The sequence below is a fragment of the Streptomyces sp. NBC_01334 genome (assembly GCF_035983595.1).
GTDB lineage: Bacteria > Actinomycetota > Actinomycetes > Streptomycetales > Streptomycetaceae > Streptomyces > Streptomyces coriariae.
Genome location: NZ_CP130718.1, coordinates 6,020,258 through 6,039,420 on the forward strand (window position 1 = coordinate 6,020,258; position 19,163 = coordinate 6,039,420).

Genomic DNA, 19,163 nt, shown 5'->3' on the forward strand with positions numbered 1-19,163 from the left:
CTGACGAGCGGGCCGTGACTGGCGCGCTGGGATGGGACGGACCATCGGGGAGCGGCCTGTGAGCGACAAGAGTGCCGTGCGCCTGGGCCAGACCGAGAACCGTGACCGCACGCCACGCCCCCGGAGGCCGACGACATGTCCGAGCAGCAGTCCCTCTCCACCGAGTCCACCGCCTTCCGTGCCGCACTCGACGTGATCCGCGCCGTCGAGCCGCGCGTCGCCGACGCCATCGGCCAGGAGGTCCAAGACCAGCGCGAGATGCTCAAGCTGATCGCCTCGGAGAACTACGCCTCCCCGGCCACCCTCCTCGCGATGGGCAACTGGTTCAGCGACAAGTACGCCGAGGGCACCATCGGCCGCCGCTTCTACGCCGGCTGCCGCAACGTGGACACCGTCGAGGCGCTGGCCGCCGAGCACGCCCGCGAACTCTTCGGCGCCCGCCACGCGTATGTCCAGCCGCACTCCGGCATCGACGCCAACCTCGTCGCCTTCTGGTCGATCCTCGCCGACCGCGTGGAGGCCCCGGCCCTCGCGAAGGCGGGCGTCCGCCAGGTCAACGACCTCTCCGAGGCCGACTGGGCCGAGCTGCGCCAGGCCTTCGGCAACCAGCGGATGCTCGGCATGTCCCTGGACGCCGGCGGCCACCTCACCCACGGCTTCCGCCCCAACATCTCCGGCAAGATGTTCGACCAGCGCTCCTACGGCACGGACCCGGCCACGGGCCTGATCGACTACGAGGCCCTGCGTGTCTCGGCCCGCGACTTCAAGCCGCTGATCATCGTCGCGGGCTACTCCGCGTACCCCCGGCTGGTGAACTTCCGGATCATGCGCGAGATCGCCGACGAGGTCGGCGCGACCCTCATGGTCGACATGGCGCACTTCGCCGGCCTGGTCGCGGGCAAGGTGCTGACCGGCGACTTCGACCCGGTCCCGCACGCCCAGATCGTGACGACCACCACCCACAAGTCCCTGCGCGGCCCCCGCGGCGGCATGGTCCTGTGCGACGACTCGCTCAAGGACCAGGTGGACCGCGGCTGCCCGATGGTCCTCGGCGGCCCGCTCCCGCACGTCATGGCCGCCAAGGCCGTCGCCCTGGCGGAGGCCCGCCGGCCGTCCTTCCAGGACTACGCCCGGCGCATCGTCGACAACTCCCGCGCCCTCGCCGAGGGCCTGACGCGGCGCGGCGCGACCCTGGTCACCGGCGGCACGGACAACCACCTCAACCTGATCGACGTGGCCTCCTCCTACGGGCTCACCGGCCGCCAGGCCGAGGCGGCGCTGCTCGACTCGGGCATCGTCACCAACCGCAACGCCATCCCCGCCGACCCGAACGGCGCCTGGTACACCTCCGGCATCCGCATCGGCACCCCGGCGCTGACGACCCGGGGCCTGGGCACGGCCGAGATGGACGAGGTGGCGTCCCTGATCGATCGGGTCCTGACCACGACGGAGCCGGGCACGACGAAGTCGGGCGCCCCCTCCAAGGCCGCCCATGTCCTGGACGCGAAGGTCGCGGACGAGATCTCCCGGCGGGCGACCGACCTGGTGGCGGGCTTCCCGCTGTACCCGGAGATCGACCTCGGCTGACATCGTCGGCACCCCGGGCGGACCCGTGGCCGCCCGGGACCCGTTCCGGGCGGTCTCCGCGCTCTGAGACAATGATGGACATGGCCTCAGACCGACCCCGCGTGCTCTCCGGAATCCAGCCCACCGCAGGCTCGTTCCACCTCGGCAACTACCTCGGCGCCGTCCGCCAGTGGGTGGCGCTCCAGGAGACCCACGACGCGTTCTACATGGTCGTCGACCTGCACGCGATCACGGTCCCGCAGGACCCGAAGGAGCTCAGCGCGAACACGCGGCTGGCCGCCGCCCAGCTCCTCGCGGCCGGTCTCGACCCGGACCGCTGCACGCTCTTCGTCCAGAGCCACGTCCCCGAGCACGCGCAGCTCGCCTGGGTCATGAACTGCCTCACCGGCTTCGGCGAGGCCAGCCGGATGACCCAGTTCAAGGACAAGTCCGCCAGGCAGGGCGCCGACCGCGCCTCCGTGGGCCTGTTCACGTACCCGATCCTCCAGGTCGCGGACATCCTGCTGTACCAGGCCGACGAGGTGCCGGTCGGTGAGGACCAGCGCCAGCACATCGAGCTGACCCGCGACCTCGCCGAGCGTTTCAACGGCCGCTTCGGCGAGACCTTCACGATCCCGAAGCCGCACATCCTGAAGGAGACCGGGAAGATCTACGACCTTCAGGACCCGTCGATCAAGATGAGCAAGTCGGCGTCCACGCCGAAGGGCCTCATCAACCTGCTCGACGAGCCGAAGGCGACCGCGAAGAAGGTCAAGAGCGCGGTCACGGACACCGACACGGTCGTCCGCTACGACACCGAGAACAAGCCCGGCGTCAGCAACCTGCTCGGCATCTACTCGACGCTGACCGGTACCGGCATCCCCGAGCTGGAGCAGCGGTACGAGGGCAAGCTCTACGGCGCGCTCAAGACGGACCTCGCCGAGGTCGTCGTCGACTTCGTGACGCCGTTCCGGGACCGCACCCAGCAGTACCTGGACGACCCCGAGACGCTCGACTCGATCCTGGCCAAGGGCGCGGAGAAGGCGCGCGCCGTCGCCGCGGAGACGCTTTCCCGGACGTACGAGCGTGTGGGCTTCCTGCCCGCGAAGCACTGAGCGGCGCTCGGAAGCACGCGGAAGCACTCGGGGCGCACCGCACACCTGTTCCTCTGGGCAGAGCGCTGCACATCACTTTCCCTGCGCCTGCCCAGAGCACAGCTGTGGCCGTACAGTCGATAGCCGTACGACTGAGTACGAACCCGGCAACACACCCCGCCATGACGACATGACGACAGGAGAAGACGTGGGGACCGTAACGATCGGTGTGTCGATCGCGGTCCCGGAGCCTCACGGCAGCCTGCTCCAGGAGCGGCGCCTGGGCTTCGGCGACGCCGCGGCTCACGGCATCCCCACGCACGTCACGCTGCTGCCGCCGACCGAGGTCGGGACGAGCGCGCTGCCCGCCGTCGAAGCGCATCTCGGCGAGGTCGCCGCGGCCGGCCGCCCGTTCCCGATGAGGCTGTCCGGCACCGGCACCTTCCGGCCCATGTCGCCGGTGGTCTACGTGCGGGTCGTCCAGGGCACCGAGACCTGCGCCTGGCTCCAGCAGCGGATCCGGTCCGCCTCCGGGCCGCTGACCCGCGAGCTCCAGTTCCCCTACCACCCGCACGTCACCGTCGCGCACGGCATCGACGAGGCGGCGATGGACCGGGCCTTCGCCGAGCTCGCCCACTACGAGGCCGAGTGGTCCTGCACCGGCTTCGCCCTCGCCGAGCAGGGCGCCGACGGCGTCTGGCGCAAACTGCGCGACTACGCCTTCGGGGGCGCGGTCGTACCCCCGCAGGCGGCCCACGTCGACCGCGGCACGCTGCCGACGCGCTAGGGCCCGCCCCGACCCTAGATCGGCAGCCTGCGGAACAGCCCGCGGGGCGCGTGGCGCAGCGCCGACATCACCACGCGCAGCACGCCGGGCACCCACACCGTCTCCGAGCGGCGCCGCAGCCCCAGCTCGACGGCCGTGGCGACCGCCTCCGGGGTGGTCGCCAGCGGCACCTCCGGCAGCCCGGCGGTCATCTTCGTCCGGACGAACCCGGGGCGTACGACCATGACGTGCACGCCGGTGCCGTGCAGCGCGTCGCCCAGCCCCTGGGCGAAGGCGTCGAGGCCCGCCTTGCTGGAGCCGTAGATGAAGTTCGAGCGGCGGGCCCGCTCGCCGGCGACGGAGGAGAGGACGACCAGGGAGCCGTGGCCCTGGGTCTGGAGGCCCCGCGCGGCGACCAGCCCGGCCGACACCGCCCCCGTGTAGTTGGTCTGCGCGACGCGCACCGCGGCCGCCGGGTCGCGCTCGTCGTTCGCCTGGTCGCCGAGGACGCCGAAGGCGAGCAGCACCGCGTCCACGTCGCCCTCGGCGAAGACCTTGCCGAGGACCGTCTCATGGGACTCGGGGTCGAGCGCGTCGAAGGGCACGGTGTGCACGTCCGCCCCCAGGGTGCGCAGCTCGGCGGCGGCCGACTCCAGGGCGGGCGACGGGCGCCCGGCCAGCCACACCGTGCGGGTGCGGCGGGCGATCAGCCGGCGGGCGGTGGCCAGCGCGATGCCGGACGTGCCGCCGAGGACGAGAAGGGACTGGGGCAGGCCGAAGGCGTCCTTCATGGTGACTCCTGGAAGTTGAGCCGGCGGGCGAGGTCCGACACGAACACCCCGCGCGGGTCCAGTTCCGCGCGCAGCGCGCGGAAGTCGTCGAGGCGGGGGTACATCGTGGTGAGCAGTTCGGGGCGCAGCCGGGAGTCCTTGGCGAGGTAGACGCGGCCGCCCGCGGCGGCCACCTCCTCGTCCAGCTCGTCGAGGAAGGCGCCGAGGCCGGGCAGTCCGGCCGGGATGTCCAGGGCGAGGGTCCAGCCCGGACGCGGGAAGGACAGCCAGCCGGGGTCGGCGTCCCCGAACCGCTTGAGGACGGCCAGGAAGGACGGGCAGCGGCGGGCGGAGATGCGCGCCACGATCCGGCGCAGGGTGTCCTCCCGGCCGTACCCGACGACGAACTGGTACTGCACGAACCCGTCGCGGCCGTAGACACGGTTCCAGTGCGGGACGCCGTCGAGGGGGTGGAAGAAGGCGGACAGGCTCTGGAGTTCGCCGGTACGCGCGCGGGGCGCTCTGCGGTACCAGAGCTCGTTGAACAGCCCGACGGTCGTGCGGGTGAGCAGGCCGCTCGGCAGGAACGCGGGAGCGGCCGGGAGCCGGGACGGGCGGAACGCGAGCGGGGCCCTGCGCGCGCGGGCGGGCAGCGCGTCCAGGGGCGCGTGCTCGCCGCGGGTCAGGACCGCGCGTCCGGTGGCCGCACCGCGCGCGAGGAGGTCGATCCACGCGACCGAGTAGCGGTAGCGGTGGTCGCCGGCCGTCAGCCGGGCCATCAGGTCGTCGAGGTCGGCGGCCCGCTCGGTGTCGACCGACATCAGTGACGTTCCGACCGCCTGGAGCCGGATCCTGGCCGTCAGGACGACGCCGGTCAGGCCCATGCCGCCGGCGGTCGCGTCGAACAGGTCGGTGCCCTGCTCCACCGTGCGGATCGTGCCGTCCGCCGTGAGCAGTTCGAAGGACAGCACATGCCGGGCGAAGGACCCGGACACATGGTGGTTCTTGCCGTGGATGTCGGCGCCGATCGCGCCGCCCACGGTCACGTACCGGGTGCCGGGGGCCACCGGCACGAACCAGCCGAGCGGCAGCAGGACCTCCATGAGCCGGTGCAGGGAGACGCCCGCGTCGCACAGGACGCTCCCGTCGGCGGCGTCGATGACGTGGATCCGGTCCAGTCCGGTCAGGTCGATCACCGCCCCGCCGGCGTTCTGTGCCGCGTCCCCATAGGCCCGCCCCAGGCCCCTGGGAATGCCTCCGCGAGGCCCGCAGTCCCGGACCGCCGTCACGGCCTCCGCGTAGGTCCGGGGGCGGACCAGGCGTGCGGTGGTGGGGGCGGTGCGGCCCCATCCCGTGACGGAGACGTTCTCGGCAGTGGTCTCGGCAGGCATGCTCGCGACCGTATCGCCTCTATATGGGCGATTAATTTTGAAACATGCATTACTCCCCGAAATGGGTGATTAATGGGATGTCGCTCAATATTGCCGGAGTTCCGAGGACGCAGGCGTGAACAGTGGGTCCACATGGACGAACTCGACGACCTGGACCACCGGATCCTCTCGGCGCTCCACGCCCGGGGCGCGGACCCACGCGTCGCCCGCGTCGCGCGCGCCCTCTCCTGGGCGGGCGAGCACGCCGCCCTGTGGCTCGCGGCCGGCGTCGCGGGAGCCGCCGTCGACGGCTCCCGGCGCGGCGCCTGGCTGCGCGCCACCGCGCTCACCGCGGGCGCGCACGCCGCCAGCATGGGAATGAAACGTATCGTCCGACGCCCGCGCCCCGCCCACGTCGAACCCCTCGTGCGCACCGCGGGACGGCACTCCTTCCCCAGCTCGCACGCGACCTCCGCCGCGGCCGCCGCCGTCGCCTACGGCTCGCTCGGGGCGTACGCCACCGCGCCGCTCGCCGCCGCGATGTGCCTCTCCCGCCTGGTCGCCGGCGTCCACCACCCCTCCGACGTGGCGGCGGGAGCGGCCCTGGGGGCGGTCACCGCGCGGCTGGGGGCGCGCTGGATGAGAGAGGGCCACCATGGCTGAGGCACTGCTCCACCAACAGCGCTCGCACCGCCCGCCGGCCCCCCGGCCCCCGAGCGACCGCCCCGGCACCCTCGTCGGCGGCCTCCTGCGGACCACCCGCCCCAAGCAGTGGGTCAAGAACATCCTGGTCGTCGCCGCCCCCGCAGCGGCCGGCCGGCTCTTCTCCCTGCACGCGGTCACCCGACTCGCCCTCGTCTTCGCCCTGTTCACCGCCTGCGCCGCCGCCGTCTACCTGGTCAACGACGCCCGTGACGCCGATGCCGACCGCGCCCACCCCACCAAACGGCACCGCCCGATCGCCGCCGGACAGGTCCCGGTGCCCGTCGCGTACGGCGTCGCGGTCGCCCTCGCGGTCCTCGCACCGGCCGCCGCGGCCCGGCTGACGACACCCGCCGTCGCACTGCTGCTCACCGCCTACCTGGGCATGCAACTGGCGTACTGCGTCAGCCTGAAGCACGTCCTGGTCGTCGATCTCGTCGTCGTCACGACCGGCTTCCTGATGCGGGCCATGGCGGGCGGGCTCGCCCTGGGCATCCCGCTCTCCCGCTGGTTCCTGATCACCACCGGGTTCGGGGCGCTGTTCATGGTCGCCGCCAAGCGCTACTCCGAGGCCGTCCAGCTGGCCGGCACGGCGGGCGCCACGCGCGTGCTGCTCACCGAGTACACCACCGGCTACCTGCGATTCGTCTGGCAGCTGGCGGCCGGTGTCGCCGTGCTCGGCTACTGCCTGTGGGCCCTGGAGGAGGGCGGCGTCCCGCACCCGGGCGTGCTGCCCTGGCGTCAGCTGTCCGTGGTCGCGTTCATCCTGGCGGTCCTGCGGTACGCCGTCTTCGCCGACCGGGGCACCGCGGGCGAACCCGAGGAGGTCGTCCTGGGCGACCGCGCCCTCGCCCTCATCGGCCTGGCCTGGCTGGCCATGTACGCGCTGGCCGTGGCCGGTTGGTGAGCCACGCGCGCGTGCCGCGACCAGGTGGCACGGCACCGGCCACCGTCCCGCGATCCCGGGGTACCCGAATTCTGGTGTTCCGCGATATCCGCATCGGCGATATCCGCGTCTTTCCTCCGGACAGGGGCAGAGTCGGATCATGGACTGGCTGAAGAAGCTCCCCGGCATCGGGCCGTGGGTCGCGCGCCTCATGGCCACGCACGCGTGGCGGTCGTACGAGCGACTGGACCGGGTGAAGTGGACGCGGCTGGCCGCCGCCATGACGTTCGTCAGCTTCGTCGCGCTGTTCCCGCTGCTGACCGTGGCCGCCGCCGTCGCCGCCGCCACGGTGAGCGAGTCCCAGCAGCAGGAGCTCCAGGACAAGATCGCCGATCAGGTCCCCGGCATCTCCGACCAGCTGGACATCAACGGCCTGGTCCAGAACGCGGGCGCCGTCGGTCTCATCGCCGGCGCGCTGCTGCTGCTCACCGGCATCGGCTGGGTCGGCCAGATGCGGGACTGTCTGCGCGCCGTCTGGGAGCGGCCCGACGACGACGAGAACCCCGTCCTGCGCAAGGTCAAGGACACGGGCGTCCTCGTCGGCTTCGGCGGCGCCGTCCTGCTCACCCTCGCCATCTCCACCGTCGCCTCGGCGCTGGTCGGCTGGATCATCGAGCAGTCCGGCATCGACAAGGAGGGCTGGGGCAGCGTGCTGCTGCGCGTCGCCGCGTTCTCCGTCGCCGTCCTCGCCGACTTCCTGCTCCTGCTCTACGTCCTCACCCTGCTGCCCGGCGTCGAACCCCCGCGCCGCCGCCTCGTCGTCGCCGCGCTCATCGGCGCCGTCGGCTTCGAACTGCTGAAGCTGCTGCTGAGCGGCTATATGCAGGGCGTGGCCGCCAAGAGCATGTACGGCGCGTTCGGCGTGCCCATCGCCCTGCTGCTGTGGATCAACTTCACCTCGAAGCTGGTCCTGTACTGCGCGGCCTGGACGGCGACGGGCAGCGTCCCCGACAACCCGCGGGACATCGACGTCAGCGACGACGTCGTACCAGGTCCGGCAGCGGCCAGCGGCGGTTGACGAGGTACCCGCCGCCCGCGAGCAGCACCAGCAGTCCGCCGGTGATCGCCAGCGCGATCCACATGCCGCCCGAGCCGTTCTCGGTCACCGCGCCCGCCACCGGCTTCGCCGACACGTCCCCGGCGCCGCCCGCCTGTCCGTCCTCCTCGGAGGCCGACGGCTTGGCGCCGGGCTGCGCGCTGGCCTGCGCGGTGCCCTTCGGCGCGACCAGTTCACCGACCGGCGTCACCTTGCCGGCCGCCTGGAAGCCCCAGTCCAGCAGGGCGGCGGTCTCCTTGTAGACCTCGTTGTGGTCGGTCTTCTCCGGGTTCATCACCGTGACGAGCAGCACCTTGCCGTTGCGCTCGGCCACGCCGGTGAAGGTGGCGCCCGCGTTGGTGGTGTTGCCGTTCTTGACGCCCGCGATGCCCGGGTACTGGGAGATGTCGTAGTCGCCGCTGAGCAGCCGGTTGGTGTTCTGGATCTCGAAGGTCCCGCGGGTCGTCTTGCCCTTCTTCTTCGTCGTCTCGCCGGGGAACTTGGCCGTGACGGTCGAGCAGTACTCCCGGAAGTCCTGCTTCTGGAGTCCCGAACGGGCGAACAGCGTCAGGTCGTACGCCGAGGACACCTGGCCCGGGGCGTCGTAGCCGTCCGGGGAGACGACGTTCGTGTCGAGGGCCTGGAGCTCCCCGGCGTGCTCGTTCATGTCCTTGACGGTCTCGCCGATGCCGCCGTTCATCTGTGACAGGACGTGCACGGCGTCGTTGCCGGAGCGCAGGAAGACACCGAGCCACAGGTCGTGGACCGTATACGTCTCGCCCTCCTTTATCCCGACGAGGCTGGAACCGGCCCCCATGCCCGCCAGGTCCTTCGCCTCGACCTTGTGCACGGTGGACTTGGGGAACCTCGGCAGCACGGTGTCGGCGAAGAGCATCTTCATCGTGCTCGCCGGGGGCAGCCGCCAGTGCGCGTTGTGCGCGGCGAGCACGTCCCCCGACTCGGCGTCGGCGACGATCCACGACCGTGCGGTGAGGTCCTTCGGCAGCACCGGCGCGCCACCCGCGATCGCCACCTGCGTCCCGGCCTGCCCCAGCCGCGTACCGCCCAAGGACGACATGTTCGCCGGGGGAGTGACCGACGGCGAGGCGGACCCGGACGGTGCGGTGGACGGCGATCCGGACGGCGAGGCCGACGCGGACGGCGATCCGGACGCCGCCGGGGACGGTGACGGGCTCGGCGCCGCGAGCGAGGCGGGCGCGGTGAGCGCGAGGGACGCGAGGGTCGCGGAGGTGACCAGCAGGGTTCGCCTGACGGTCTGCATCATGGGTGCGGGCACGACGGAGAACGTACCTGGCACGCGACGGGAAGTCCCGTCACCCTCCCCACCCCGGTCACGGAACCGGACAACCGCCGGTGATACTGAACCCATGAAGCTCAGCCGCCCCGTCTCCTGGTTCCTGCTCGCCTTCGGGGTGTGGAGCTGGGTCATCTGGGTCACTTTCGTCAAGAACCTGATCAAGGACAGCAGCGGGCTCGCCTTCGACGACGGCGATCCCACGGCGTACTTCTGGGTGCACCTGACGCTCGCTGTCGTCTCCTTCGTATTGGGGACGGTCGTCGGGGCCATCGGGTTGCGCGGTCTGCGCGCACTGCGGCAGGCGTCATAGCCATGGTGATCGTCTTCGTCCTGCTCGCCCTGACCGTGCTGGTCACAGCCAACTGGTACCTGTGGCGGCGGCTGTTCCGCGACACCACCCGCGGCCCCGGCCGGGCGCGCCGCGGTGGGGCGGTGCTGGTCGCGGGCGGCTGGGCGCTGGCGATCGGCGCCCTGGTCGCCGAACGCACCGGCGCCCCCTTCTGGCTCCAGCGCGTACTGGCCTGGCCCGGCTTCCTGTGGCTGGCCCTGTCGGTCTACCTGCTGCTGGCCGTGATCGTCGGCGAGGCCGTACGGCCGCTGCTGCGCCGCTTCCTGGAGAAGCGGGCGCCCGCCGAGACCTCCGCGGCACAGCCCGAGCCGAAGCCGGTCCCGATCGGAGCGCCGGCCTCCGAGGCACCGGAGGCCGAGCGGCCGCAACGCGCCGAGGCGGCGCCCGACGGTCCGGAGGCGGAGCGGCCGGTGTCCGAACGGCCGGAGTCCGACGGTCCGGAGTCCGACGGTCCGGCGTCCCAGCGGCCGGAGTCCGGGAAGTCGGCGTCCGAGGGTGCGGCGTCCGAGCGCCCGGAGCCCGAGCGCCCGGAGCGGTCCCCCTCGGCCCCCTCCCGTCGGCTCTTCGTGTCCCGGGTAGTGGCCGGTGCGGCGGCCGCGGCCGCCGTCGGCACGGTCGGCTACGGCACCTACGGCGTGCTGCGCGGCCCCGGGGTCAAGCGGGTGACGGTGCCCCTGGCCAAGCTCCCGCGCGCCGCCCACGGCTACCGGATCGCGGTCGTCAGCGACATCCATCTGGGCCCGGTCCTCGGCCGGGGCTTCGCGCAGAAGGTCGTCGACACGATCAACGCGACGCAGCCCGACCTGATCGCGGTCGTCGGCGACCTGGTCGACGGCAGCGTGAAGGACCTGGGCCCGGCGGCGGCCCCGCTCGCGGGGCTGAAGGCCCGGCAGGGCAGCTTCTTCGTCACCGGCAACCACGAGTACTTCTCCGGCGCCGAACAGTGGGTCGAGGAGGTGCGACGGCTCGGCCTGGACCCGCTGGAGAACGCCCGTACGGAGCTGCCCTGGTTCGACCTGGCCGGCGTCAACGACATCGCGGGCGAGAGCGAGGGCCAGGGGCCCGACTTCGCCGGCGCGCTCGGCGACCGTGACACCACGCGCGCGTGCGTGCTCCTCGCCCACCAGCCCGTCCAGATCCACGACGCCGTACGCCACGGCGTCGACCTCCAGCTCTCCGGCCACACGCACGGCGGCCAGCTGTGGCCCGGCAACTTCCTCGCGGCCGCCGCGAACCCGACCGTGGCGGGGCTGGAGCGCTACGGCGACACCCAGCTGTACGTGTCCCGTGGCGCGGGCGCCTGGGGCCCGCCCACCCGCGTCGGGGCCCCCTCCGACATCACCGTCGTCGAACTGGCCTCGACGCACGCCTGACGGCCGGTCAGAAGCCTGTGGAGAGGCTGTGAAACCCGGTCGAAACAAGGCGTCGGTAAGTTCTTTCCCATCTCGCCAGAATCCTCTTCCCCCTGGCGAAACACGTGTGGTTAGGTGAGCCCGCCGCCAAGGGGAGCGGCACTTTTTCTGTGGACTGGGCCCGTCTGGCGGCCTGGGGAGGCAGGGCATCACCATGCGATCTGTTCGCATGCGGATACTCCTGACGCTGCTGGTTCTCGCGGTCGTCGGAGTGGGCGGCTGGCAGTTGCTGCCGTCGCAGGACAGCGGTGGTGCGACCATCACGGTCGGCACCACGGACACCGTCACCTCGCTCGACCCGGCGGGCGCCTACGACGCCGGATCCTGGGCGCTGTTCAGCAACGTCTTCCAGTCGCTGCTGACCTACGAGCCGGGCGGCGTCTCGCCCGTGCCGGACGCGGCCGAGAGCTGTGCCTTCGACAAGGGCAGCCTCGTCACGTACGCCTGTGAGCTGCGTGACGACCTCACCTTCGACAGCGGCTCCAAGGTGACCGCCGAGGACGTGAAGTACTCCTTCGACCGGGTCAAGAAGATCAACTCGGATGTCGGCCCGGCATCCCTGTTCTCGACCCTGAAGTCGGTGGACGCCAAAGGCCTGAAGGTCACCTTCCACCTGTCGTCGCCGGATGCCACCTTCCCGTTCAAGGTGGCCACCGGAGCCGGCTCGATCGTCGACCACACCCGCTACCCGGCGGACGGGCTGCGGGTCGGCAGCAGCGTCGACGGCACCGGCCCGTACCGGCTCACCGGTTACACGAAGGGCAAGAAGGTCCTGCTGTCGCCCAACTCGCGCTACAAGGGCGCCGTGTCGACCGGCGCCCCGATCGAGTTGCGCTACTACGCGGACCCCCAGGCCCTGGAGAAGGCCTGGAAGGCCAAGAAGGTCAAGGCCGCCACCCGTCAGCTGCCGCCCGCGGTGCTGGCCGCCCTCGACACCAGCGACCCCGGACAGCGCGTCTACGAGGCCGACGGCTCCGAGACCCGCAACCTGTACTTCAACACCCGCTCCGGCTCACCGCTGCACGAGACGGACGTCCGCAAGGCGGTGGCGTGGCTGATCGACCGCGAGCAGCTGGCGGCGAGCGTCTACGACGGGACCGTCGACCCGCTGTACTCGCTCATCCCGACCGGCATCACCGGTCACACCACCTCCTTCTTCGACAGCTACCCGGACCGGAGCGCCGAGAAGGTCCGCAAGCTGCTGAAGTCGGCCGGCGTGAGCATCCCGGTGAAGTTCACCTACGGCTACGGCCTGGGCAGCGGCGCGGCGGCGGCCGAGGCCCAGGAGCTCAAGCGGCAGCTGGAGGCGAGCGGACTGTTCGAGGTGGACGTCAAGGGTTACGAGTGGACCGACTTCCAGAAGCGGTGGGCCACCGGCAAACTCGACGCGTACGCGGTCGGCTGGGTCGCCGACTACCCCGACCCGGACACCTTCGCGGGCCCGCTCGTCGGCACCGACTCCACCATGAACACCGGCTACAGCAGCAAGGCCGTCGACAAGTACATCGCCGGAAGCCGGCAGTTCGCCGACCGCAGCCGGGCCGCCGGCGACTTCCGCGACCTCCAGCAGGTCATCGCCCAGGAGGTGCCGGTCGTCCCGCTGTGGCAGCGCAAGGAGTACATCGTCACCAGCGCCGACATCGGAGGCGGTCAGTTCCTGGCGGACGGCAACGGCGTGTTCCGCCTCTGGAAACTCGACTGGATCTGAGCCGAAGTCCCCACCCGGCATGCGGACTTGATCCCGTGAGCCGGGCATGCGCCCCCGTCGCACCGGGCAGGCACCCGAAGCGGCACCATGTGACGGAGGTGTGTACGGGATGAGGAGCAGACGTGCTGAGACGCAACTCCTTCCGGCTGCCCCGGCATCCGGCGTCCGTCGGTCTCGCCCGGCGCCGGGTACGGGACCATCTCGCGGACTGGGGGCACGGCCCCGACGACCCGGCGCTGGCCGACGCCGTCCTCGTCGTGTCCGAGCTGGCCACCAACGTCGTACGCCACGGCCCCCTCCTCGAGAGGGAGTTCGAGGTGGCCGTCACCGCCCTCGGTGACGGCTCCTGCCTCATAGAGGTCTCCGACGAGGGCCGCCTCGAACCCCGGCCGCGGTCGGTGGGGGAGTCGGAGGAACACGGCCGCGGGCTGCACCTGGTCGAGCACCTCGCCGCCGCGTGGGGCGTGTGGAGCAGAGGCCGGCACGGCAAGACGGTATGGGCCCTGGTCACGGCCCCCACCTAGACAAGCCCCACGGGCCGGCCCCTCGGTGGCACGCGCTCAGACGCAGGCCTTCGGCCGGGCCGGCAGCGTCACCGTGACGGCCAGTCCCTCGCCCGGTGCCGTCCGCACGCTCACCTCGCCGCCGTGCGCCCGGACGACCCCCTGCACGATCGCCAGACCGAGACCGCTGCCCGCGCCGCCCCCGGCCCGGAAGAAACGGTCGAAGACCCGCGCCGCGTCCTCCGGTCCCAGCCCCGGCCCCTTGTCCTCGACCGACAGCCGTACGACCCCGTCCGCCCGCTCCACACCGAGCCGCACCGGCACCTCGGCCGACGTGTGCGTGCGCACGTTCGCGACCAGGTTGCCCAGCACCTGACGCAGCCCCGACTCGTCGGCCCGCACCAGCACGGCTCCGTCGGCCTCGACCGTCACCGGCCGCCCGGGCTGCTGCGCGCGCAGGTCCTGCGCCGAGTCCCGCACCAGCCGGCTCACGTCGACGCCCCGCAGCCGCAGCTCGGGCCGCTGGTCGAGGCGGGCCAGCGTGAGCAGCTCGTCGACGAGCCGGCCCATCCGGTCCACCTCGCCGTTCATCCGGTCCCAGGCCCGCCGGCGCTCCTCCTGCTCGACCAGCATGCCCTGGTCGTACAGCTGGAGATAGCCGCGGATCGCGGAGAGCGGGGTGCGCAGTTCGTGCGAGGCGTCGGCCACGAAGCGCCGCAGCTGGGCCGTGCTGTGCTCGCGCGTGCGGTACGCCGTCTCCACCTGGTGGAGCATGGAGTTCAGGGCGAGCCGCAGCTGTTCGACCTCCTGGGTGGGGTGGTGGCTGGAGGGCACGCGCCGGGTCAGGTCCCCCTCCGCGATCGCCGACGACGTCTCCACCATGTCCTCCAGCGGCCGCATCCGCTGCCGCACGCTGAACAGGGTCAGACAGGCGAGCAGGGCCAGCAGCAGCGTGCCGACGGCGAGGTCGAGCTTCAGGGCCTTCGCTATGCCCTTGTGGAGGGCTTCGGTGGAGGTGGCCAGCAGGATGTACGTGCCGTCGGGCAGCCGGGTCGCGGTCGCGCGGTACGTGTCGCCGTGCACCGTGACGTCGTGCGGGTCGGCGTCGGTGCTGAGGTCGAGCGGGTCGGAGACCGCGTCCGCGAGGCCGCGCTGGGCATCGGTGGGCTTGACGTCGAAGATGGTGAGGGCGGTGCCCCGGCCGTCGACGGCGGTGAAGATCGAGTCCGGCGCCGGCCGGTTGTCCGTGTCCTGCGGCACGAGGCGGTCACTGACCACGCTCAGCACGGACAACGAGTCGATCTGGCGCAGAGTGAGCCGCGAACTGCCCAGCGAGTCACGCATCTTGGTCAGCTCGGCGTCCACCTGGTCGAGCAGGTAGTGCCGCATCCCCATCAGGCTGACGGCGGTCGCGACGACGATGCCGAGCGCGAGCAGCCCCACGTTCGCCGCCGTCAGCTTGGCACGCAGCGAGTGGATGCCGTGCCGGTGGATCCGCCTCACGCCAGCCCGTATCCGACGCCCCGCCGGGTGGTGATCACCGGCGGTCCCAGGACGTCCAGCTTGCGCCGCAGGTAGCTGATGTAGGTCTCGACGACCGTCGACTCCGGCGGGGTGTGCTCGTACTGCCAGACATGGCGCAGGAGTTGCTCCTTGGGCACGATCCGGCCGCCGTTGCGCACCAGGAACCGCAGCAGCGCGTACTCGGTGGGGGTGAGCTCGACCGAGCGGCCCGCGCGGCGCACGCTGTACGTCGTCTCGTCGAGCTCCAGGTCGCCGTACCGCAGCGGCGGGCGCTGCGGAAGGACGTCGGCCGGCCGGGTACGGCGCAGCACGGCGGTGATGCGGGCGACGACCACGTCGATGTCGAACGGTTTGGTGATGTAGTCGTCGCCGAAGCCGAGGGCGCCGACGATCTCGGTCGGCGCGTCCCGCGCGGTGAGGAACACCAGCGCCAGGTCGGGCCTGCGCGACCGCAGTTCACGCCCCAGCGCCCGGCCGTCGCCGTCCGGCAGCATCACGTCCAGCAGTGCCACGTCGGGCCGGGTGCGGTCGGCGAGGGCGAGGGCCTCGCCGACGGTGCCCGCGGTCATGACCTCGAAACGGTGGTAGCGCAGGGCGATGGCCAGGACGTCCGCGATGCTCGGTTCGTCCTCCACGACCAGCACGGTGCCGCAAGCCGTCGTCATGCCCCCAGTATCGGCGGACCCACCGACGATCGCGCCGGTTCCCGCTTTGGAGTTCCTTGAGAGTCATGGTCGTCACATGTCCACGCACGCGTGGCGCCGCCGATCCTGTTGCCCAGGACCTGGGGGACCGACCGACGATCTGGTGAAGGAGATTGAGCGTGGCGGCATTGGCACGCTGGTGCTATCGGCACCGGCTGGTGGTCCTGTTGCTCTGGGTGGGGGCGCTGTTCGGCCTGGGATTCTCGGCCTCGACGGCGGGCACGGACTACGCGAACGTCTTCTCCCTCCCCGACACGGACTCCAAGAAGGCGTACGACCTGATGGAGAAGGCGTTCCCGGCGAGCGCCGGCGACACCGACACGGTCGTGTGGAAGGTCGACGAGGGCTCGGTACGGGACCAGGACGTACGGTCCAGGATCCAGCCCGCGCTCGACGAGATCGCGGGCATGAAGGGCGTCGGCGGGGTCACCGGCCCCTACGCGGCGGACGCGGCGCAGATCAGCGGTGACGGGCGGATCGCCTACGCCCAGATCACCTTCACCGAGCAGGCGAACGCCGTACCGAAGGAACTCGTCCAGGACGTCGTCGACACCGCGCGGGGCGCCGGACAGGACGGCCTGGAGGTCGAGGTGGGCGGCCAGGCCATCCAGCGGGTGCAGGAACCGCCCACCGGCCTCGCCGAGATGGTCGGCCTCGCGGCGGCGGCGGTGGTCCTGTTCCTGGCCTTCGGCTCGCTGTACGCGATGCTGTTGCCGCTCGCCGTGGCGGTCTTCGGCGTCGGCATGGGCCTGTTCTCGACCCAGCTGCTCAGCCATGTCACCGACATCCCGGACCTGGCCCCGCTGCTGTCCTCGCTGATCGGCCTCGGCGTCGGCATCGACTACGCCCTGTTCATCGTCACCCGGCACCGCAAGGGCGTCCTGCGCGGCCTGGACCCGGAGGAGTCGACGGTCGTCGCCCTCAACACCTCGGGCCGGGCCGTCCTGTTCGCGGGCGGCACGGTGTGCATCGCCCTCGCCGGCATGCTGGTGACCAACCTGCGCTTCCTGGACGGCGTCGTCATCGGCACCTCCCTGACGGTGGTGCTGAGCGTCCTCGCCGCGACGACCCTGCTGCCCGCGCTGCTCGGCTTCCTCGGCGCGCGGGTGCTGAGCCGCAAGCAGCGGCGCGTGCTGGCCGCGACCGGCCCGGAGCCGGAGAGGTCGAGTGGTCCCGCGGCCCGCTGGTCGACGGGCGTGCAGCGCCGGCCGCGGACGATCGCCGCGCTCGCGCTGGCCGTCATGGCCGTCCTCGCGCTCCCCGTGCTGTCGCTCCGCCTCGGCGCCACCGACCAGGGCAACGACGACGCCTCGACGACCACCCGGAAGGCCTACGACCTGCTCGCCGAGGGCTTCGGGCCGGGCTTCAACGGCCCCCTCCAGGTGGTCGTGGACGGCGGTGACGCCACCGCCCTGACCCAGGGCATCAAGGACACGCCCGGTGTCGCCCAGGTGGCCGCCCTGCCGCCCGCGAGCGGGGTCACGGTCATCCAGGTGGTGCCCACGACCTCGCCGCAGTCCGCGGAGACGGACACCCTGATCGACCGGCTGCGCGACGACGTCATCCCGGAGGCCGGGGCCCAGGCGCACGTGGGTGGCGTCACGGCGGTGTCCAAGGACTTCGCCACGGTCACCGGCGACCGGCTGCCGCTCTTCATCGCCACCATCATCGGCCTGGGCTTCCTGCTGCTGCTGGTCGCCTTCCGCTCGCTGGTGGTGCCGCTGACGGCCGCCGTGATGAACCTGGTCGCGGCCGCGGCCTCCTTCGGTGTCCTCGTCGCGGTCTTCCAGTGGGGCTGGGGCCTCGACCTGCTCGGCCTCGGCAAGGAAGGGCCGATCAACGCCTTCCTGCCCGTCATCATGCTGTCCCTGCTCTTCGGCCTGTCGATGGACTACCAGGTCTTCCTGGTCAGCCGGATGCACGAGGAGTGGGTGCACACCAGGGACAACGCGCGAGCGGTCCGGGTGGGCCTCGCGGAGACCAGCCGGGTCATCAACTCTGCCGCCCTGATCATGGTCTGTGTCTTCCTCGCCTTCGTGCTCAGCGGTGACGCGGGCGCCGCGATGGCGGGCGTTGGCCTCGCGGCCGCCGTCGCGCTGGACGCGTTCATCCTGCGTACGGCACTGGTCCCGGCCGCGATGCACCTGCTCGGCGACTCCAACTGGTGGCTGCCCGGGTGGCTGGAGAAGCGGCTGCCGCACCTCGCGGTCGAGCCCAAGGAGGACGCGGCGGCGCCGGCGACGGCCGCGGCGGGCGAAGGGCCGGCCTCGGTCGTGCACGGCTTCGTCCGGAACACGGCCGGTGAACCGGTCGAGGACGCGACGGTCACCCTGATGTCGCAGGGCGGACGGGAACTGGACCGCGTGGCCTCCCTCGCCGACGGCTCGTACATCCTCTCCGTCCCGGCCCCGGGAACGTATCTGCTGGCGACGACGGCCGCGCCGCCCCTGCTGAAGCGCGCCCGGCAGCTGACGGTCGCGGGGGAGCCCCTGGTCTACGACGTGGAGCTGGAGGAGGCCGCGGAGGTCAGCTGACTCGATCCGGAGAAGAGCCCGCAGGGCCCTCAGGGCCCGCAGAGCTTTCGGAGCCCGCCTGGCCCGGCGGGCTCTTCTTCACGGGGTCCGGCAGGGCGTTGGTCATGCCGGGCAGGAAGTCCGTGAACAGGTCGTGGACCTCGAGGACGAGCGGCCGCAGCACCCGGAACCGGGCCAGCGCCACGCCCCGCGCGGTGAGGCGCGCGCCCCGGCCGGCCAGCCGGTAGCTGCGCTCGCGCCCCTCCGTACGGTCGTAGATCCAGTACATGACGAGGCCCATCTGAGAGAGCCACATCAACTCGGGCAGCACCTCGCGCAGCTCCTCCGGAACCTTTGCCTTCGACCCCGCGAGCACCTCCTTGTGGACGGCGATGGCCTCCACGCGCGCGTGCTCCGACTCGGCGGAGAAGGGGCTGAGCGGGCTGTCCGGGTCGGCGGCGTTCTTGAAGAACTGGACCGCGAACTCGTGGTACGGCTCGGCCACCTCCAGCCAGACCCGCAGCACCCCCGCCAGCCGGGCCTCCAGGCTGCTCTCCCGCGCCAGGACGTCCCGGACGGCCTCCCGGTGCTCGGCGGCGAGCCGGTCGTAGAAGCCCTGGATCAGGTGCTCCTTGCCGGCGAAGTAGTAGTAGGCGTTGCCGACCGAGACGCCGGCCTCCTGGGCGATGGCCCGCATCGTCGTCTTGTCGTAGCCGCGCTCCTGGAACAGCCGCATCGCCGTCTCCAGGATCAGAGCGCGGGTCTGCTCGGACTTGGACGTGGGGGCGGCCTCATGACGTTCGGTCGCGGAAGCGGCCTCATGGGGCTCGGACGGGGAAGCGGCCTCGGCGGGACCGTCGTTGTTCGCGGGCACATGCACGA

The 19,163-nt window shown here is 71.8% G+C and carries 17 protein-coding genes and 1 riboswitch; of the genes, 11 read left to right on the plus strand and 6 right to left on the minus strand.

The window, feature by feature from the left end; all coding sequences use genetic code 11:
* The first annotated feature begins 4 nt into the window (after positions 1-4).
* Positions 5-95, plus strand: a riboswitch (ZMP/ZTP riboswitch).
* Between the two features lie 40 nt (positions 96-135).
* The 3 genes from OG736_RS27115 to OG736_RS27125 all read left to right on the plus strand — a co-directional run bounded on the left by OG736_RS27115 (position 136) and on the right by OG736_RS27125 (position 3,447).
* Positions 136-1,587: a glycine hydroxymethyltransferase gene (locus OG736_RS27115; protein ID WP_327184721.1), complete on the plus strand. Its 1,452-nt coding sequence runs from the start codon at positions 136-138 to the stop codon at positions 1,585-1,587.
* A gap of 80 nt (positions 1,588-1,667) precedes the next feature.
* Complete coding sequence (gene trpS, locus OG736_RS27120) at positions 1,668-2,681, plus strand: tryptophan--tRNA ligase (protein WP_327184722.1); 1,014 nt, start codon at positions 1,668-1,670, stop codon at positions 2,679-2,681.
* Positions 2,682-2,868: 187 nt separating this feature from the next.
* Positions 2,869-3,447 carry a 2'-5' RNA ligase family protein gene (locus OG736_RS27125; RefSeq protein ID WP_327184723.1) on the plus strand — a complete coding sequence of 193 codons (579 nt, stop codon included), beginning with the start codon at positions 2,869-2,871 and terminating at the stop codon, positions 3,445-3,447.
* A 14-nt stretch (positions 3,448-3,461) separates the two neighbouring features.
* Here OG736_RS27125 and OG736_RS27130 read toward each other — a convergent pair whose 3' ends face one another.
* Both OG736_RS27130 and OG736_RS27135 read right to left on the minus strand, forming a co-directional pair.
* Positions 3,462-4,217: a decaprenylphospho-beta-D-erythro-pentofuranosid-2-ulose 2-reductase gene (locus OG736_RS27130; protein ID WP_327184724.1), complete on the minus strand. Its 756-nt coding sequence runs from the start codon at positions 4,215-4,217 to the stop codon at positions 3,462-3,464.
* Complete coding sequence (locus tag OG736_RS27135; protein WP_327184725.1) at positions 4,214-5,587, minus strand: decaprenylphosphoryl-beta-D-ribose oxidase; 1,374 nt, start codon at positions 5,585-5,587, stop codon at positions 4,214-4,216. The genes OG736_RS27130 and OG736_RS27135 overlap by 4 nt, the downstream gene beginning before the upstream one ends.
* A gap of 132 nt (positions 5,588-5,719) precedes the next feature.
* Between OG736_RS27135 and OG736_RS27140 the strand changes: the two genes are divergently transcribed.
* The 3 genes from OG736_RS27140 (at position 5,720) to OG736_RS27150 (ending at position 8,232) form a co-directional block, all read left to right on the plus strand.
* Positions 5,720-6,229: a phosphatase PAP2 family protein gene (locus OG736_RS27140; protein ID WP_327184726.1), complete on the plus strand. Its 510-nt coding sequence runs from the start codon at positions 5,720-5,722 to the stop codon at positions 6,227-6,229.
* Positions 6,222-7,175, plus strand: coding sequence for a decaprenyl-phosphate phosphoribosyltransferase (locus tag OG736_RS27145; protein WP_327184727.1), 954 nt, complete (start codon positions 6,222-6,224; stop codon positions 7,173-7,175). Before OG736_RS27140 ends, OG736_RS27145 begins: the two co-directional genes overlap by 8 nt.
* 139 nt (positions 7,176-7,314) lie before the next feature.
* Positions 7,315-8,232 (plus strand): YihY/virulence factor BrkB family protein, encoded by a 918-nt coding sequence (locus tag OG736_RS27150; protein WP_327184728.1) that lies wholly within the window; start codon positions 7,315-7,317, stop codon positions 8,230-8,232.
* Here OG736_RS27150 and OG736_RS27155 read toward each other — a convergent pair.
* On the minus strand, positions 8,186-9,547 hold the full coding sequence (locus OG736_RS27155) for a D-alanyl-D-alanine carboxypeptidase family protein (RefSeq protein ID WP_327184729.1): 1,362 nt from the start codon (positions 9,545-9,547) through the stop codon (positions 8,186-8,188). The genes OG736_RS27150 and OG736_RS27155 overlap by 47 nt on opposite strands.
* Before the next feature lie 91 nt (positions 9,548-9,638).
* On the opposite strand from OG736_RS27155, the gene OG736_RS27160 reads away from it, so the two are divergent.
* The 4 genes from OG736_RS27160 to OG736_RS27175 all read left to right on the plus strand — a co-directional run bounded on the left by OG736_RS27160 (position 9,639) and on the right by OG736_RS27175 (position 13,561).
* Positions 9,639-9,878 carry an SCO4848 family membrane protein gene (locus OG736_RS27160; RefSeq protein WP_142265844.1) on the plus strand — a complete coding sequence of 80 codons (240 nt, stop codon included), beginning with the start codon at positions 9,639-9,641 and terminating at the stop codon, positions 9,876-9,878.
* Positions 9,879-9,880: 2 nt separating this feature from the next.
* Complete coding sequence (locus OG736_RS27165) at positions 9,881-11,290, plus strand: metallophosphoesterase (protein WP_327184730.1); 1,410 nt, start codon at positions 9,881-9,883, stop codon at positions 11,288-11,290.
* Between the two features lie 208 nt (positions 11,291-11,498).
* A complete protein-coding gene (locus OG736_RS27170; protein ID WP_327184731.1) occupies positions 11,499-13,037 on the plus strand; it encodes an ABC transporter substrate-binding protein in 1,539 nt (512 codons plus the stop codon).
* Between the two features lie 122 nt (positions 13,038-13,159).
* On the plus strand, positions 13,160-13,561 hold the full coding sequence (locus OG736_RS27175) for an ATP-binding protein (RefSeq protein ID WP_327184732.1): 402 nt from the start codon (positions 13,160-13,162) through the stop codon (positions 13,559-13,561).
* 36 nt (positions 13,562-13,597) lie between these two features.
* On the opposite strand, the gene OG736_RS27180 is transcribed toward OG736_RS27175, so the two are convergent.
* Both OG736_RS27180 and OG736_RS27185 read right to left on the minus strand, forming a co-directional pair.
* Positions 13,598-15,043, minus strand: a complete 1,446-nt coding sequence (locus tag OG736_RS27180) for a sensor histidine kinase (RefSeq protein ID WP_327184733.1) — start codon at positions 15,041-15,043, stop codon at positions 13,598-13,600.
* On the minus strand, positions 15,040-15,729 hold the full coding sequence (locus tag OG736_RS27185) for a response regulator transcription factor (RefSeq protein WP_327184734.1): 690 nt from the start codon (positions 15,727-15,729) through the stop codon (positions 15,040-15,042). Before OG736_RS27185 ends, OG736_RS27180 begins: the two co-directional genes overlap by 4 nt.
* A gap of 167 nt (positions 15,730-15,896) precedes the next feature.
* Here OG736_RS27185 and OG736_RS27190 point away from each other — a divergent pair, with 167 nt between their 5' ends.
* Positions 15,897-18,302: an MMPL family transporter gene (locus OG736_RS27190; protein ID WP_327187723.1), complete on the plus strand. Its 2,406-nt coding sequence runs from the start codon at positions 15,897-15,899 to the stop codon at positions 18,300-18,302.
* Here OG736_RS27190 and OG736_RS27195 read toward each other — a convergent pair.
* Positions 18,295-19,155, minus strand: coding sequence for a TetR/AcrR family transcriptional regulator (locus OG736_RS27195; RefSeq protein WP_327184735.1), 861 nt, complete (start codon positions 19,153-19,155; stop codon positions 18,295-18,297). The two genes, OG736_RS27190 and OG736_RS27195, sit on opposite strands and share 8 nt — an antisense overlap.
* Positions 19,156-19,163: the final 8 nt, after the last annotated feature.

What these genes read in the sequence shown, in the direction of transcription:
- OG736_RS27115 (WP_327184721.1), top strand. Translation starts at nt 136, where the DNA reads ATGTCCGAGCAGCAGTCCCTCTCCACCGAGTCCACCGCCTTCCGTGCC.
- trpS (WP_327184722.1), top strand. Translation starts at nt 1,668, where the DNA reads ATGGCCTCAGACCGACCCCGCGTGCTCTCCGGAATCCAGCCCACCGCA.
- OG736_RS27130 (WP_327184724.1), bottom strand. Translation starts at nt 4,217, where the DNA reads ATGAAGGACGCCTTCGGCCTGCCCCAGTCCCTTCTCGTCCTCGGCGGC.
- OG736_RS27135 (WP_327184725.1), bottom strand. Translation starts at nt 5,587, where the DNA reads ATGCCTGCCGAGACCACTGCCGAGAACGTCTCCGTCACGGGATGGGGC.
- OG736_RS27140 (WP_327184726.1), top strand. Translation starts at nt 5,720, where the DNA reads ATGGACGAACTCGACGACCTGGACCACCGGATCCTCTCGGCGCTCCAC.
- OG736_RS27145 (WP_327184727.1), top strand. Translation starts at nt 6,222, where the DNA reads ATGGCTGAGGCACTGCTCCACCAACAGCGCTCGCACCGCCCGCCGGCC.
- OG736_RS27150 (WP_327184728.1), top strand. Translation starts at nt 7,315, where the DNA reads ATGGACTGGCTGAAGAAGCTCCCCGGCATCGGGCCGTGGGTCGCGCGC.
- OG736_RS27160 (WP_142265844.1), top strand. Translation starts at nt 9,639, where the DNA reads ATGAAGCTCAGCCGCCCCGTCTCCTGGTTCCTGCTCGCCTTCGGGGTG.
- OG736_RS27165 (WP_327184730.1), top strand. Translation starts at nt 9,881, where the DNA reads ATGGTGATCGTCTTCGTCCTGCTCGCCCTGACCGTGCTGGTCACAGCC.
- OG736_RS27170 (WP_327184731.1), top strand. Translation starts at nt 11,499, where the DNA reads ATGCGGATACTCCTGACGCTGCTGGTTCTCGCGGTCGTCGGAGTGGGC.
- OG736_RS27185 (WP_327184734.1), bottom strand. Translation starts at nt 15,729, where the DNA reads ATGACGACGGCTTGCGGCACCGTGCTGGTCGTGGAGGACGAACCGAGC.